The organism is Paenibacillus sp. FSL K6-1318 (assembly GCF_037976905.1).
Lineage (GTDB): Bacteria > Bacillota > Bacilli > Paenibacillales > Paenibacillaceae > Paenibacillus > Paenibacillus amylolyticus_A.
On the sequence record NZ_CP150270.1, the window covers coordinates 4,128,846 to 4,144,058 of the forward strand.

Sequence of the window (15,213 nt, forward strand, 5' to 3'; positions counted from 1 at the left end):
GTGAACCCGTAAAATATGGAAAAGTAACTTTTTTGTCATTTTTAAAATGTTTCAAACACGCCCTGATGGCTTATTCTGCATGACTCTATCTGCCTACAAAAGCATAAAAAAAAGACATTCAGACTAAAATTGCTAGTCGAATGCCACTTCACCATCTATTTATCATTCACGACACCAGAAGGTGCAGATCAGGATATAATGAGAATTTTCATGCTATAAAAGAACCTTTTTATACTATAGAAGAACTTTACTGAACCGATAGCCTCTCTTCTGAAAACCAATGTGCTCATAAAAAGAGTACGTTGTTGAAGTCACTTCACGGTTTGCACCCGTGACAAACAGTTGTTTACCACCTTGCTGTCTGCCCCAATCTTCAGCACGAGCCATCAGACGACGGCCAATTCCACCACCACGATGTTCCTGACCTACGATTAGAGAAGTAATTTGTGCGGCAGGTTCTGGATAGGCATGATTTTGCACACATTGCAAGCCAATCACACCAATAATTTGTTCATCCACTTCGGCAACAAGCATGCACGCATTTGGATTGGTTTCCAAACATTCAATGCGTTCTTTCATGACATTGGCTGTTGTCGGATAGCTGACCTCTCGCATCAATCCCGTTACCGCTTCAGCATCTCGCAGTTCACACTCTCGGATCATCAGTACAGGGGCCTCAACATTATTGGACATGATTTACCTCCACTTTCAGCATATTAGCGGCTTGCACCGCTGTTTTACGAGCTTCTTCCACATCTTGGCCAGCACTTAGGGCTACAGCCATTCGGCGTCCTACTTTGGTCTCAGGTTTGCCAAATACACGAATCTGAGTACGAGGAAGAGCCAGTGCTTCTTCAATCCCGCCTACAGTAAAGTCAGATGTTTCATCATTAGCCTTCAGCGTTGCTGAAGCTCCCGGTGTCAACAGATGTACACCTGTGACCGGAAAACCAAGAATTGCACGTACATGCAGCGCAAACTCGGAACTGTCTTGCGTCACCATTGTAACCATGCCTGTGTCATGCGGACGAGGAGATACCTCGCTAAACACAACACCATCCGGAGTCAGGAATAATTCCACTCCAAACAGTCCATAACCGCCAAGTTCATCCGTAACGGATTTGGCAATATGACAAGCCTGCTCCCATTGTTCAGGAGTCATTGCATGAGGTTGCCAGGATTCGACATAATCCCCATCCTTCTGAATATGGCCGATCGGAGGACAGAATACGGTGCCTGATACAGACCTAACGGTAAGTAATGTAATCTCACTGTCAAATTGCACAAAGCTCTCCACGATAACACGAACGGATTTGCCACGAGCCCCCGAAAGAGCAATGTTCCAGCAATCCTCCACGTCGCCCGGTGTTCGGCATACACTCTGCCCTTTGCCGGAAGAACTCATCAATGGTTTAATGACACAAGGTGTGCCAAGCTCACGTACGGCTTCCTGAAGTTGTTCCAGGTTGTCCGCAAAAAGGTAGTCAGCTGTCGGAAGTTTCAATTGTTCGGCTGCAAGACGACGGATGCCTTCGCGATCCATCGTTAAACGTGCAGCTCGAGCAGTAGGCACTACACAAAATCCCTCTTCCTCAAGCTCCAGTAAAGCTTCTGTTGCAATAGCTTCAATCTCAGGTACGATGTAATGAGGTTTTTCTTTACGGATCAATTGTTTCAAAGCATCAGCATCCAGCATGTCGATGCAGTAAGACCGGTGCGCGACCTGCATCGCAGGTGCGTTCTCATAACGATCAACAGCGATCGTCTCTACTCCCAGTCGTTGGGCCTCAATAACGACCTCTTTTCCCAATTCTCCACTGCCTAGTAGCAGCATTTTTTTGGCTTGAGCCGTAAAAGGAGCACCCCACATGTTCTTTCCAATCCTCCCAAAGAGAAATCTTCTATATCTGTCTCTCTATTTTCGGGGTTTTGGTTAAAGATTGCAAGAGTGCTCCCTATTTTTCTTGTGAATTTTACAAGATTTTTTGTGTTTTTTCGATCAAATTTTACAATTACCGCTCACAGATTCGATACTCCTTCCATTCCTCCCAAAATTAAGGAAATGTTAAAAGAGCAGACTTTAATACGCAAGCGAATCGAAATACGCAAACAAATCCCAAGTTTAAAGACTTGGGATTTGTCGATTTTTTTCTCTGAAGATTTCATTATGGGAAGAAACATAAGCCATCTTGGGTGCGTCTGGCGTCATATATTGTTTGGCACTATTGACTGCCACGATCGCATCATTGAAGGCTCCTGCAATGAGTCTAACTTTGCTCTCGTGGGTCGCACAGTCCCCTGCTGCAAAAACACCCGGAAGACTCGTCTGTGCATGGTGGCTCATTAGAACCATTCCATCGTTCATTTCTAAGCCACAACTGGCAAGATCACTTAGATTGCTTTTATATCCGTGACTAATGACGACTTCATCCACTTCTAACACTACATTGTCCTGACTTTCCATATGCGTAATCACAACCTGCTGGATTCGCTTACCATGATTATGAAGCTGCGTGATGCTGTATGGTGTTCTCACATCTGTTATGTTGTTCATCTCACTGACATTCCGTTCCATTGCACGAAACTCATTATTCCGGTGGATTACGACTACACTGCGAGCAAGTTGAGCAAGTTCAATGGCCCAGTCTACAGCACTGTTGCCTCCACCCGAAATGAGTACACGCTTCCCAGCGAAATGTTCTGGATTTTGCACGGTGTAATGAAGATTCTCTTGCTCATGTTCAATCGGCTCCTGAAGCTCCAGCTTCTGAATCTCTGCAATACCGCGACCTACAGCAACAATGATCGTACGTGTATAATGGATCTCGCCTCCAGCAGTGTACATACTCCATATTCCGTTATCCAGTCGAGTGAACCTTTCCACCCTGCAATTCAATACAACCGTTGGATTAAACGTATTCGCTTGCTGAACAAGCCATTCGATCAACTTCGAACATTTCATAGGCGGCAGGCCACCTACATCCCAAATTGTTTTTTCCGAATAGGTATGTAGAAAACCACCAAGTCGGTCTTTACCATCAATGATTTTGACTTTCATATCACGCATCCCTGCATAAAAAGCTGCATACATGCCGGCAGGGCCGCCTCCAATGATGGTTACATCATAGATATCTTCTTCATTCATTGTAAACACCCCCTGTTAATTGAGTTATGAATAAGAGATTCATCTAACAGATGCAGATGCTTTATTTATTTTTTTCTTCAAAAGAACTCACAATATCGTCAATAACATATTCGTCGGCAAGCGGAGACATTCCCAGATTGAACCATTCCTTACCACCCACCATGTAAACATGGTCCTGTTTAACAGCTTTCAGATTTTTCCATAACGATGTCGATAACATATCTTCAAATTTCTTTTTAATTTCCGGATTGGTCTCATCATCCAACTGAACAATCAGATGATCTGCATCGTATTCAGGTAATACTTCCAAGGATACGGACATGGCAGTTTGATCTTTCGGGAAATTAGGAAGTGGCTTCATTCCCAATCGTTTGTGGACAAAGTTTCCCCGGTCAAGATTCTCCCCATGAAGTACGATTTCTTTTTCCATCACTCTAATGTAGAGAACCGTCTCCTCACCAATCAGATTGTGCAATTTGTCAGCAGCTACCTTCTCCTTTGCTACCAAATCCTGAATTACCGTTTCTGCCTGTTCTTCTTTGTTCAAAATTTTGGCCATATCCCGCAGTTCATCGCGCCAATCATCACGCTGTGGCAAAAGTACGGTAGGTGCTATCAGAGTAAGTTGATCATAATCCTTTTTAGACCACCAGTCAGGAGCGATAATTAAATCCGGATCTGCCTCCATGAGGGCTTCAAAGTTAGGCGTTCTTCCTATTCCCATTTTCATCGTGTTTGCAAATGGCTCTTGCAAGTAAGAAGGAAAATCCTCATGGTAGTTCTGTACGGCAATGGGTACGATGCCAAGTGAATATAAAAACTCTGGATATACAACGGACAAACCAACTATTTTTTGTGGATTCACCGGAATTTCAACTTCTCCCATTTCCGTGTTCACTTTCTTCACCTGACTTGTTTCTGTTGTTGAAGAATTGGCGGTACCCGCTTCTTGTCCCTCGCTCGGGGATGCTTCTTTGCCTGCTGCCCCACAAGCCGCAATAACGAGCATCAACATCATTGTGCATATTACGGTTAACCATCTGAATCTCATTCTGTATGTACCCCCTATAGGTCATTCATATATGACAATGTTTAATCAATAATAATTATCATTATCACTAAGATATAGGAGTAGTATAATAAAATATGATCTGGCATGATATTGACTATTCAGACTTTTTGCTATGGACGATCTTGCCATAGCTTTAATATTTCATCCAACATAAGCTCATGGGTAAACGCAGTGTAGTCCAGCAGGACGCTAGACAAAAGGATGTCCATTCTGCCATTCTGTACCGCCATCAACTTTAGCCACTCTTCCGACTTCCGCACATCCGTCCATGTCTGCCTGGATGTCTCGTCATCACCCACAATCAATAATATTCTTTCAACGTTGAGAACAGACAGCTCTTTCATGGTCACTGTGCCCCGTTCCCAATAAGTCTCAATTCCTTCGGGACCCTCCATTTGCATATCAATGTAAAAAACGGAAGCAATGCTCCTTGGACCTAACATCAGCAATTCTTCGCCATATACTTTGAGGACAACCAGACTGTCTTTTCGTATGAAATCCGCAAGCTGGTTCTTAATGGTTTTTGCCTTCTCTTCATATCTTTGAAGCCATACCTCTGCAATATCCGACCTGTCCAAAAAGCTTGCAACATATCTCAAATGTTCTCTCCAATCGCCTTTTTCCCACGGGAGGTCACACACAGGAGCAATGGAATGAAGCTGACTTTGCAGAGCCTCAGACTCCTTGCCAGCAGTAATAATATAATCTGGTTTAACTAATCGAAGCTGTTCCAGCCAGACGGTCTCCCCCTCTGCGAGTGGCATAACTTTGTCCGTTTCATATTTACGTCTGTAATAATACGTCCACGGATGACTTGCCCGCGCGGCACAGGGAATGATCTGCAATGCAAGCAGTATGCCAATGCTCACAGAATGAACCGCAGCAATTTTTTGTTTGCTATTACGTATAAACGCTGCCGGTGGAATACCGGAGATTTGCTTGAATTTACGCCGAAAATACGTCTCATCCTGATAACCCACGTACGATGCCACATCCTTGAGTCGATAACTATGATCATTTCTCATTAAGATCTGGGCTTGTTTGATTCGATAAAAAGTCAAATAGTCCACTGGACTACAGCCATATCTTTTTTTGAATAAACGCATGAAATGTCGCGGACTCATTCGTGCAACAATTGCTAATTCCTCGATGGTTAATCTCTTCGCATAATTTTGCTCCATATAGGCTTTAACATGTTCAATCGGTGAAGTCAGATCCGTCTTTTCTGCATAGGCTTCGTCGTAAAACATGGTATACAACAGTTCCTGAAAACGAATCTGACCATAGTACCGTTGCAAGCCATCCTTCTTCAATGTATGGTGGTAAATCATCTGACAGATCACGCCAACAGCAACGGGTGAAGATGAGCTGACCTCGCCATTCACTTCATTACGCATGAGTTGTTTCATTATATCCAGGGCTGTTTCACCCTCCTGCTCCAGTGCGTACATGACATCAAAGTTCATGTGATACACGCCTCGTTCATCCAACGAATACACATTCGCCTCAACCAGCTGCCCTGGGAAGCCTACGTACAGTCCGCCCGCCTTTAATTCGATGAAACTCCCATCGATCTTTAACCATCCTTGTCCACTGGCTACAAATAACAACATGTATGTTTCAATGAAGTGTTTCCTCAGAAGCCACTCCTTCGCAGGACCACTCGTATAATTTACATTAATGAGCCTAAAGTTCATATGATCCAGGTGATCAAAATGCTCTGATTTTATTTCGTTGTTGTACATCTGCATTGATCTCCCTCCAGCCATGAACGATTGTATTGATTTCATTCTTCAAAAATATAACATACCACACTAACGAATAAAAAAAACACTCCAGCTATCCTATAACCTGTCTTCAATGAATAAGATGCACTTATTATTGAAGGATCAGGCTATGGAACGCCAGAGTGTTATAAGTTCATATGTGTTCAGACGCTGCACGAGCGTCCAAGGAGTTCATTACAAAAATCGGTATTGAGCTTCTATCAATCCATTATAAACGCCTTGTTTTTGAATAAGCTGCTCATGGTTGCCTTCTTCTTTAATTTCACCATGATCCAGGACGATAATGTTATCTGCATTCCGGATAGTTGAGAGACGGTGAGCGACCATAAAGGACGTTCTTCCCTGCAACAGTACCTTCAACGCTTCCTGAATTTTCAGCTCTGTTTCGGTGTCAATGCTGGCTGTAGCTTCATCCAGAATCAATATGCGCGGATTAGCAAGGAGCGCACGGGCAAAGGATAACAATTGCCGTTGTCCCATGGATAATACGTTTCCGCGTTCCTCTACTTCAGTATCATATCCGCCAGGCAGCTTCATGATGAACTCATGCGCATTGACTGCTTTTGCCGCGTCCTCCACCTCTTCATTCGTTGCATCCAATCGTCCAAATCGAATATTGTCACGAATAGTACCCGAGAAAATGAAGGTATCCTGCAATACAATGCTGATCTGGCTGCGTAAACTCTCTACCGTTACATCCCGCACATCCTGTCCGTCAATGGTGAGACGTCCGCCGGATATATCATAGAAACGGCTGATCAGATTGATGATCGTACTTTTACCTGAGCCCGTATGACCAACAAGCGCAATCGATTGTCCCGCAGCCGCCGAGAAGCTGATTCCTTTCAGCGCCTGTCTGCCCTTCTCGTATTCGAACACAACATTTTCGAAGGCGATATCTCCTTTAATAGAAGGAAGTGGCTTGGCACCTGGTTTATCTGCGATACTTGGCTTTTCATCCATGAATTCGAAGATACGCTCCGATGACGCCATGGCAACCAATAGCTGATTGTACATCTGTCCCAGACGGTTGATTGGGTCCCAGAAGTTGCCGACATAGTTGGCAAAAGCGACAAGTAACCCCACAGTCAACTGACCTTCTTGAATCAGATAGGCACCAAACCAGAAGAGAATTAATGTACCGAAACCGCCGGTAATCTCAATCAGCGGTCCGAAGCCCTGGTTCATCGCTGATGCTTTATCCCATGACTTTTTGCTGGACAGGTTCATGTTGTCAAAGTATTTCATGTTCTCTTTTTCCTGTGTATAAGCCTGAGTCACTCGAATCCCCTGAATGGATTCATTCAAATGGGAGTTAATCCGGGAGTTCTTCATGCGCACATCCTGCCAAGCACGGCGGATCAGCACCCGCAGTTTGGTCGAAATGATAAACATGATTGGCACCGTAATAATTACGGCAAGACCCAGTTTCCAGTTAATCAACAGCAAGATCACAATGATCCCGAGCAGCTGTACGCAGTCGATCATGACGTTAACTGCACCGTTCGTAAACAGATCTTGAAGGGAGTTAATATCATTCGTAACCCGTACCAGTACGGAACCTGCCGGTCTTTTGTCAAAAAAGTTAAAGGACAGCTTCTGGATATGCTTGAACAGATCCGAGCGCAGATCATAAATAACGCGCTGCCCGATAATGTTGGTCAGTTTAATCCGGTACGTATTGGCAGCCCATTGAATGAGATACAACACGAATATGGAGCCTGCAATAAGATAAAGCATAGTCATACTCGGCAACCCATTTGCCGGTGCGATGGCCCGGTCAATCGCCAGACTGATCAGAAACGGTACGGACAATTTCGTAATTGTGCCCAGAATCATCATTAGAATAACGAGTGGTAACAGTTGTTTCGCATAAGGTTTCATGTATGCAAACAAACGTCCGAATTCTTTCCAGTTAAACGGTTTTTCAATGATTTCATCGTCCTGATATACAAATCGTTCATTCAATTTCTTCTCAGAGGCCCCTTTGGCCTCGCGCCTGTCTGCTATCGTTTCGGCACTCATGAATTCACCTGCTCCCCAGCCTCCCGCTTACCGCGGGCAATATAATCTGCATATTGAATTTTATAAACATCCTGGTACGGTCCAGGCACTTCAATGAGTTCGGTATGTTTGCCACGTTGTACCACGCGACCTTCATCCAGCACCAAAATCTCGTCTGCGTGCCGCAGAGAAGAAATCCGGTGTGCAATAATAAATGTCGTTCTGCCGCGCATGACTTCCTGGAAACCGGATTGAATCTCATGTTCCGTCTCCATATCCACGGCGCTGGTTGCATCATCAAGTACCAGGATTTTAGGATTTTTCAGCAAAGCCCTCGCGATCGCAATCCGCTGTTTCTGTCCACCTGATAATCCCATGCCGCGTTCACCAACCACCGTGTCATATCCGTCCGGGAACTCCATAATGAAGTCATGAGCCTTGGCCAGTTTGGCTGCACGGATAATCTCATCCGTGGTGACGTTCTTGAGTCCGTAGGAAATATTATTGCGAATACTGGATGAGAACAGGAATGTTTCCTGGAAAACAGAAGCGATCTGACTCCGCAAACTCCGGATGCCTATGTCTTTGATGTTTTTGCCATCCAGCTTGATCGTTCCCGAGTTGACGTTATATGCACGCATCAGAAGCTGAATGATGGTCGATTTACCTGATCCTGTTCCCCCGAGGAAACCGATTACAGAACCGGGTGCAGCATCAAAATTAATATCGGTTACCGCTGGCATTTTGTTGCCGTAGGCAAAGGTAACGGATTCAAACGTTACATGGCCGTTCACCTGGTCTGCCTCCACAATGACCGGATCTTGCGTTTCTTCCACATCCACTGGCGTATTGAGCAGTTCGAGCACCCGTTCACCTGACGCTTTGGATTGCGTATAGTTGTTGATATGGAACCCAAGGTTCCACATTGGACCGATTATGTACCAGATCAAACTGAAAAATGCAACGAGTTCACCGAGTGTCAGCGTCTTCTGTATAACCATTCTTCCACCGATCACCAGCAACAGCACGATACTCACCGAAGCAAGAATCTCCATGATCGGAAAATAGCGACTCCACAAGGTTGCGGCATGAATCTGATTCGTCTTGTAACGTTCATTGCGTGTGGAGAATTTCTCCACTTCATAAGGCTCACGTGCAAAGGATTTTACAGTACGTACTCCAGTGATATTCTCCTGTACCGCTGTCGTCAGTGAACTGAGCGCCAGCCGCATCTCCTGAAACGCAGGGTGAATTTTGGATTCGAATCTCAGCGCAACGAAGGCAAGTAATGGGATGCATATGAGCGTGAACAGCGTAAGCTGCCAACTCATGGTCATCATCATGATTGCGCCGAATACGACCATCAAAACCATGTTGAGAATCTGGGCGAAACCAAATCCGATAAAGTTACGGATGGCTTCCAAATCTCCCGTGAGGCGGGACATCAGATCACCTGTCTTGGCCGTATCATAATAACGGAAGGATAAAAATTGAAGCTTTTCATAACATGCGTTACGAAGTCTGTACGCCAGGAAGTTACCCAAGCGTCCTCCAAAAAAGCCATGTAAAAATTGCATTCCCGCTTTCAAAATAACTACACCTAACACAGTCAAGGCAATTATGGGAACGTCTTCAAAAGTGCGCGGAACAATAATGTCATCAATCAGTATCCTCAGCATGTACGGATACACCAACCCAAGTGCGGTCGCTAAGGCGAGGAACAAGATTGATACAAATAAATACGTTCGCTTTTCCCAAAAAAAGGTTTGCAGTTGCCTAAGAACATCCATGTTTCTCCTCCTCTTATGTCGTTCAAAAATACTATGAACATTTATGAAGTTTATCACCGTACCCCATTCGCGGCAAAGCGAATAACAGACCATATTCTGCCTGCTTTCAGCTTATTGACGCATTAGCGAAGGTAAATGCCCACCTTTCAATCAAATGTTTGAATATTCTCTTTATTTCAGGTTGTTCGTACCAAAAAAAGGCTCCCTGTATGCCTTTTCGGCAGGAGCCTTTTTGGGTTGGTTTACGCAACATTTTCAATGTGTTGCTGTATCATTCATTTTGTTTTACAAAGACTTCCAGAGATTAAGCGTTATACTGCGAATTCAACTACGTTCAATCTGTTCCAGTTGTACAGACAAGCTTGACCATTGCTCGGCAGGAATTCCGCTCTCCAGCGTATCTTGAATTCCGCTCACCGCCTCGTCCAGACGTTCTTCCAACTGAGAGGATTGGTGTTGCAAGGATTGACGAAGCTGGTTGTCATAAAACTGAATCAGCTTGTCTTGCGCAGCAGGAAGAACTTCAATGATCATCTGTTTGAGGACAGGATCAAGTGCCTCTTGAAGCCGTTGACGTCCATCCCCTTCGAAGAACTGTTTCGGATTGCGGAAGTAATTTAAATAGCTTTTCCATCCGGACGGTTCTTCCAGGCGAACTTCTTCAAGCACAGGTGTAGTCCAACGTTCGTTCAGTGGCAATGACACATCCACGCCTCCGGATAACTCTCTCACCTCATCTATACATTCCGTAACTTGCTTCATCAGCCAGGTCTGCCCTGCCTGTTCGAGTCTGAGGGTTGTGGCGAGCAGTTCCTGCTCCAGTTCAATCGCAATCATGCGCAACAGTTCACGTCCACAGGCTGCAAAAGCCGTCTTCAGATTGCCCCGATCCTCCCGAAGTACGGATGGATGGAATGCTTCTGCCATAAATAGACCAAGGCGATAGGCAAGTCGCTGCCGCACATGGAACAGCAATTCTGCTGTTTCCTGTGACAATTCTTCCTTCATGGATCGCTCTGCAAGTCGCTGTATGCGCTGGCGTGACTGTCCCTGAATGGTCTCCAGTTCATCCCGCCGCTGCTGCAATGCTTCCTCACCCTGAGCTGCATCCTCGGCACGCTTCTTCAACCGCTGAATGACACGTGCCATCTCTTCTGAAGCGCCACCGACGGCAAGATCGGCTAATTCTCTGCCTGCAAATTGGTTGAACTCTTCCTCAAACCGGATAAATCCGGATTGCTCCAGCAGCTTCGAATCTCCGGCCATCTTGCCTTCCATCGCCAGTATACTGGATACCGGGAAGAGTCGTGGTGCCCGAATTCCATTACTGCGCAGTTGAGTGCTCACATGATCGAGAACCTGCTCCAGTTCTTCCTCGGAGGAAGACAAATCACTGGCATTCACAACAAAGAACATCTGATCCATGGCAGAACTATCTTTGACACGTCCCAACTGGTTCAGGAACTGGCGATCTCCTTGGGAGAACGCATGGTTGTAATACGTTACGAAAATGAGTGCATCCGCATTCTTCATATAATTAAAGGTTACACCCGTATGACGAGCATTCACAGAGTCTGCTCCTGGTGTGTCCACCAACACAATGCCTTGTTCAGTTACATCACAGCTGTAATACAGATCGATACTGTCCACAAAACAGGACTTCTTCTCGTTCGCGACAAAGTTACGATAACCCTCCAGATCCACCAGCACATCCTGACCCAGCTGGTCCGCTGTCTCTTCCCAACCGGATGCTGCCGCTTGTAAAAAGCTGTAGTGCGGGCGCCCCGCCGGATGCACATCCTGTGGCGAGAGAGATTTAACTCGCTTCTGCCACTCGGTTCCCGGTTCACCCAGTCCGAGCAGTCGGAAGGAATAGCCGAGATCTTCCTGGAAGGCGTCCCGGGTCTTCATCCGGACCCGGGCTGTACCATGCTCCGCGCCCCCGGCAGGAGCCATGATCCGGTTAATCGCCGCTGTCGTTGGATGCGGCGAGACGGGTAGTACTGCTTCGCCCAGCAACGCGTTGGCGAAGGAGGATTTGCCGGCGCTGAATGCTCCGAACAGCGCCAGAGTGAACGTGCCGCCCGCAAGCGAAGCCGCGCGTGCACGCAGATCCCGTACCGCCGACCCCATGGCAGGGTACGGCTCCACCAGCACAGCAGCGGCTTCAAGCCGTGCCGCTGCTGCGTCCAGGCGTCGGCGGCGTTCAGCGCCAGCCGCCGCCGATGGCCCAGGCACCGCCGCCGCCGCGCTGGCGGTGCCTCTGCCGTCTGTGGCGCGCGCGCCACAGACGTTGACGTGCCCGCATGCGAACCGGGAGCTTCGCCCGGTTCAGGCACCGCGGGCACGTGCGGGCCCTTCACCTCCGGCAATAGCCCGGAGGGGAGAGGGCCCGCTTGGGGCAGCAGGCTGCGCAGCCCTGCTGCCTCGGCGGCGGCGCTGCGCTGGAGCGCCGTGTAGCGCGCCGCCGCCGCGGATTGCGCCAGCAGCGCTGCGCGGCTGGCGTCCAGCGCCTGGAGCGCCGCTTCGCCTCGCGCGCCCAGCGCCTCCAGCATGCGGTCGGCCAGCATCATGGCCGACCTGCGATAGCGGGCCTCAATCTCGCCCCGCACATCTTTGCTGAACTGGATCACATACTCAGGTGACACCTCTGCACTGGCACTGCGTTTCATCTCCAATAGTGCTTCATCTACAGCAGGCAGTTCCGTATTGAGCGCCTGCTCCCACTCCGCCCCCCATAGCTGATGAGATTCACCAAGCTGCCTGAGCATCGTGCGAATATGTACCTCCACTTGTCCGGAAGCCTGATCCTGTAGCAGTCTGACCAGTTCAGAAGCACGGCGTTGTTTCTCCTGCTCGGTTTTGCCACCTGAGAATAATAAACCCACGCGGAAACCCGGTTTGCGGCTCTCCAAATAGGCAGCAGCAGACGTACGAATATCCGCAGGTGTAAGATTCGCATTCGCCAGAAGAGGTTCCAGTTCTGCCCTGAATTTCTCACGCACTCGCGAAGGGCCGGTACGAATATCTGTTGCTTGCTGATCGAGAAGCTCCAGCTCCCGTTCCAAACGTTCAATTCCTTCCTTGCCACCGATTTCATCCAGCAGGGAATTCTCTTCGTCTTCACGTTTCTCTGCTTGTCTTGTCAAATGTTGCTCCGTTACATGACTGGCCGAACTTGCCAAACTGTGCGTGATTAATGCTTCCTTCTCTTGCATCATGTGTCCAATGAGTTCCGGAATCACATCCCACTGGTTATAGCGATGCTCCTTGTCACGAAGGGAAGTAAACAACAGTCCGTCATATCTGACTTCCCAGGCCGCAAATATAGCTTCCACACCTTCGGTATATTGTTCAAAAGAAAGCTCCCGCTCCCGATGCTTGTCGATCTGGTTCACGATCAGAAACAACGGTTTGCCCCAATCCGACAGACTCTTGGCAAATGAAAGATTTGTCTCGGACTGAACATGATTATAGTCCATGACATAGAACACCACATCCGCCAGATGCAGTGCAGAATGGGTCGCGAGACTGTGCCCGCGATCTGTTGAGTCCACACCTGGTGTATCCAGCAGAACAGCATCATCTTTCAGCAGCGGAATATCATCCCATACCTCAATCGAGCTGTACGCTCCGCCATTTTTGCAATACGTCTCCAATTCATCTGGAGAGACTTCAAGTGTTCCTGCACTATTGTCAGCGCTTACGTTTGCAGATGTATAAATAAGCGCTCTCGGCTTACCATTACGTATGGACACCACATTCGCACTTGTTGGCACGGGGCTTGAAGGCAACACCCGCTTACCGCATAAACTGTTGATGAGACTCGATTTGCCTGCAGAGAAGTGACCACAGAACGCAATCGTCAGATGTTTCATTTCCGCCTTGCTGATTAAATCCGTTAAAGCCTGTACAGCCGTATGGTCCCCTGTCTGCTCCATTGCTTCACGCAGCGGAAGCAGAGGTTTAGCCATTTCTTTTGGGTAATCTGTTCTGGACATGACTGGCCTTCCCCCTGGCTCCTCTAATTTGACATCCGTTTCGACGTCTATCTCTTTTACAACATTTATTTTAACATTATCAAGTTTGAATTTGAACGGTTGGAATTGAATATACATAAATGAACGTATAAATTCTATAATCTAAAAAAAATAAAACCGACCAAGTCGGTTTTATCTGTAATACGTTCTATATTCAGCATATAGCAAAATGCTTACGCCAAGTGTCTGTTGCATGAATATCGATGCGATCACCTTAAGCTCAATGACTCTCATGACATTAATGCAACAGAACGAATTGTTTAATCATTTCTTAAGAAACTGCATTCTCCATGGAAGGCAGCAGAATTTCAAATACTTGTCCATGTTGAAGAATTGTGATGTCTCTGCCTTTGTCTCTCATAACAACAACTTCTGGTTTAACGGACATACGCTCCAGATAATGTTCAGGCACGTCGCCAGAATGGCTTACTGTGATGCCTTCTACTTCTTTTTCTTCATTTTCAGCCATTTCCTGTTCAACGATTTGTTCAAAAATATCGGAGAAGGCCTCAAAATTGTCAGTGTACACGGAAATGCATTTCATGATTATTCATCCTTTTCTGCTCATTAATTTATTTTGCGTTTTCGGGTGGTGACACGTTCCTTATCTTTCCTGATTTGGGACGTTTTCATACGTTTTTTCCCTTCCCTGCATATATCCAGCAATGGACATATATGACAAGCAGGGTTCTGTGCCTTGCAATGGTAGCGTCCAAAAAATATAAACCGGTGGTGAGTTAAAGTCCACTCATCCCGGGGTACGCGCTTCATTAGTTTCTTTTCGACTTCAAGTACGGAGTCATCCCAACCTGCAAGCGCCAGCCGCTTGGATACTCGTTCAACATGAGTATCTACTGCAATTGCCGGTACTCCAAACGCATTAGAAACAACTACATTCGCGGTTTTCCGACCAACACCTGGTAGCGTCACAAGCTGATCATGTTCCTGCGGTACATCACCGCCATACTGCTCTATTAAAATTCGGCACATGTTCTGAATATGCTTAGCCTTGTTCCGATACAAACCAATTCGCCGAATATCCTGTTCCAACTCTTCGAGAGGAACCGCCAGATAATCTGCTGGGCTTCTGTATTTCTGAAACAAATCTGCGGTTACCTTGTTCACCGTTTCATCGGTGCACTGGGCAGACAAAAGGACAGCTACCGTCAATTCAAATGCATTGCTGTGATTTAATTCGCAATGTGCATCAGGAAACATTGCTTCCATAGTTTCGAGTATATGTCTAACCGTCGCTGCATTCATGAAGAGCTACCTCCCACAAAATGACTCCATGCTGAGGAGCCTTACTTCGAAGCTTCATCCAAGTACTTTGCGGGGACCTCAAAAAGCTTGCAAAAAAAACGTCTTGATGCGG

At 46.7% G+C, this 15,213-nt stretch carries 11 protein-coding genes; all 11 read right to left on the minus strand.

Annotated features, from left to right (window positions below; genetic code table 11):
- Positions 1-234 precede the first annotated feature (234 nt).
- The 11 genes from NYE45_RS18170 to nth all read right to left on the minus strand — a co-directional run bounded on the left by NYE45_RS18170 (position 235) and on the right by nth (position 15,101).
- Positions 235-693 carry a GNAT family N-acetyltransferase gene (locus NYE45_RS18170; protein ID WP_062835126.1) on the minus strand — a complete coding sequence of 153 codons (459 nt, stop codon included), beginning with the start codon at positions 691-693 and terminating at the stop codon, positions 235-237.
- Positions 683-1,870 carry a formate-dependent phosphoribosylglycinamide formyltransferase gene (purT, locus tag NYE45_RS18175; protein WP_340013529.1) on the minus strand — a complete coding sequence of 396 codons (1,188 nt, stop codon included), beginning with the start codon at positions 1,868-1,870 and terminating at the stop codon, positions 683-685. Before purT ends, NYE45_RS18170 begins: the two co-directional genes overlap by 11 nt.
- Before the next feature lie 252 nt (positions 1,871-2,122).
- Complete coding sequence (locus tag NYE45_RS18180) at positions 2,123-3,145, minus strand: NAD(P)/FAD-dependent oxidoreductase (protein ID WP_340013530.1); 1,023 nt, start codon at positions 3,143-3,145, stop codon at positions 2,123-2,125.
- 61 nt (positions 3,146-3,206) lie between these two features.
- Positions 3,207-4,196, minus strand: coding sequence for an ABC transporter substrate-binding protein (locus tag NYE45_RS18185; protein ID WP_340013531.1), 990 nt, complete (start codon positions 4,194-4,196; stop codon positions 3,207-3,209).
- Positions 4,197-4,327: 131 nt separating this feature from the next.
- Positions 4,328-5,968: an AraC family transcriptional regulator gene (locus NYE45_RS18190; protein ID WP_340013532.1), complete on the minus strand. Its 1,641-nt coding sequence runs from the start codon at positions 5,966-5,968 to the stop codon at positions 4,328-4,330.
- 210 nt (positions 5,969-6,178) lie between these two features.
- On the minus strand, positions 6,179-8,029 hold the full coding sequence (locus NYE45_RS18195; protein ID WP_062835131.1) for an ABC transporter ATP-binding protein: 1,851 nt from the start codon (positions 8,027-8,029) through the stop codon (positions 6,179-6,181).
- Entirely contained in the window at positions 8,026-9,798 is a 1,773-nt protein-coding gene (locus NYE45_RS18200) for an ABC transporter ATP-binding protein (RefSeq protein WP_076331432.1), read from the minus strand. Before NYE45_RS18200 ends, NYE45_RS18195 begins: the two co-directional genes overlap by 4 nt.
- 324 nt (positions 9,799-10,122) lie before the next feature.
- Positions 10,123-11,817 carry a dynamin family protein gene (locus tag NYE45_RS18205; protein WP_340017397.1) on the minus strand — a complete coding sequence of 565 codons (1,695 nt, stop codon included), beginning with the start codon at positions 11,815-11,817 and terminating at the stop codon, positions 10,123-10,125.
- On the minus strand, positions 11,706-13,799 hold the full coding sequence (locus NYE45_RS18210) for a dynamin family protein (RefSeq protein WP_340013533.1): 2,094 nt from the start codon (positions 13,797-13,799) through the stop codon (positions 11,706-11,708). The genes NYE45_RS18205 and NYE45_RS18210 overlap by 112 nt, the downstream gene beginning before the upstream one ends.
- A gap of 310 nt (positions 13,800-14,109) precedes the next feature.
- The gene (locus tag NYE45_RS18215) at positions 14,110-14,382 is read right to left on the minus strand and encodes a hypothetical protein (protein WP_017687779.1); all 273 of its coding nucleotides are present in this window, start codon (positions 14,380-14,382) and stop codon (positions 14,110-14,112) included.
- Between the two features lie 23 nt (positions 14,383-14,405).
- A complete protein-coding gene (gene nth / locus NYE45_RS18220) occupies positions 14,406-15,101 on the minus strand; it encodes an endonuclease III (protein WP_036607558.1) in 696 nt (231 codons plus the stop codon).
- Positions 15,102-15,213 lie beyond the last annotated feature (112 nt).

What these genes read in the sequence shown, in the direction of transcription:
- purT (WP_340013529.1), bottom strand. Translation starts at nt 1,870, where the DNA reads ATGTGGGGTGCTCCTTTTACGGCTCAAGCCAAAAAAATGCTGCTACTA.
- nth (WP_036607558.1), bottom strand. Translation starts at nt 15,101, where the DNA reads ATGAATGCAGCGACGGTTAGACATATACTCGAAACTATGGAAGCAATG.
- NYE45_RS18190 (WP_340013532.1), bottom strand. Translation starts at nt 5,968, where the DNA reads ATGCAGATGTACAACAACGAAATAAAATCAGAGCATTTTGATCACCTG.
- NYE45_RS18185 (WP_340013531.1), bottom strand. Translation starts at nt 4,196, where the DNA reads ATGAGATTCAGATGGTTAACCGTAATATGCACAATGATGTTGATGCTC.
- NYE45_RS18200 (WP_076331432.1), bottom strand. Translation starts at nt 9,798, where the DNA reads ATGGATGTTCTTAGGCAACTGCAAACCTTTTTTTGGGAAAAGCGAACG.
- NYE45_RS18195 (WP_062835131.1), bottom strand. Translation starts at nt 8,029, where the DNA reads ATGAGTGCCGAAACGATAGCAGACAGGCGCGAGGCCAAAGGGGCCTCT.
- NYE45_RS18210 (WP_340013533.1), bottom strand. Translation starts at nt 13,799, where the DNA reads ATGTCCAGAACAGATTACCCAAAAGAAATGGCTAAACCTCTGCTTCCG.
- NYE45_RS18170 (WP_062835126.1), bottom strand. Translation starts at nt 693, where the DNA reads ATGTCCAATAATGTTGAGGCCCCTGTACTGATGATCCGAGAGTGTGAA.
- NYE45_RS18180 (WP_340013530.1), bottom strand. Translation starts at nt 3,145, where the DNA reads ATGAATGAAGAAGATATCTATGATGTAACCATCATTGGAGGCGGCCCT.
- NYE45_RS18215 (WP_017687779.1), bottom strand. Translation starts at nt 14,382, where the DNA reads ATGAAATGCATTTCCGTGTACACTGACAATTTTGAGGCCTTCTCCGAT.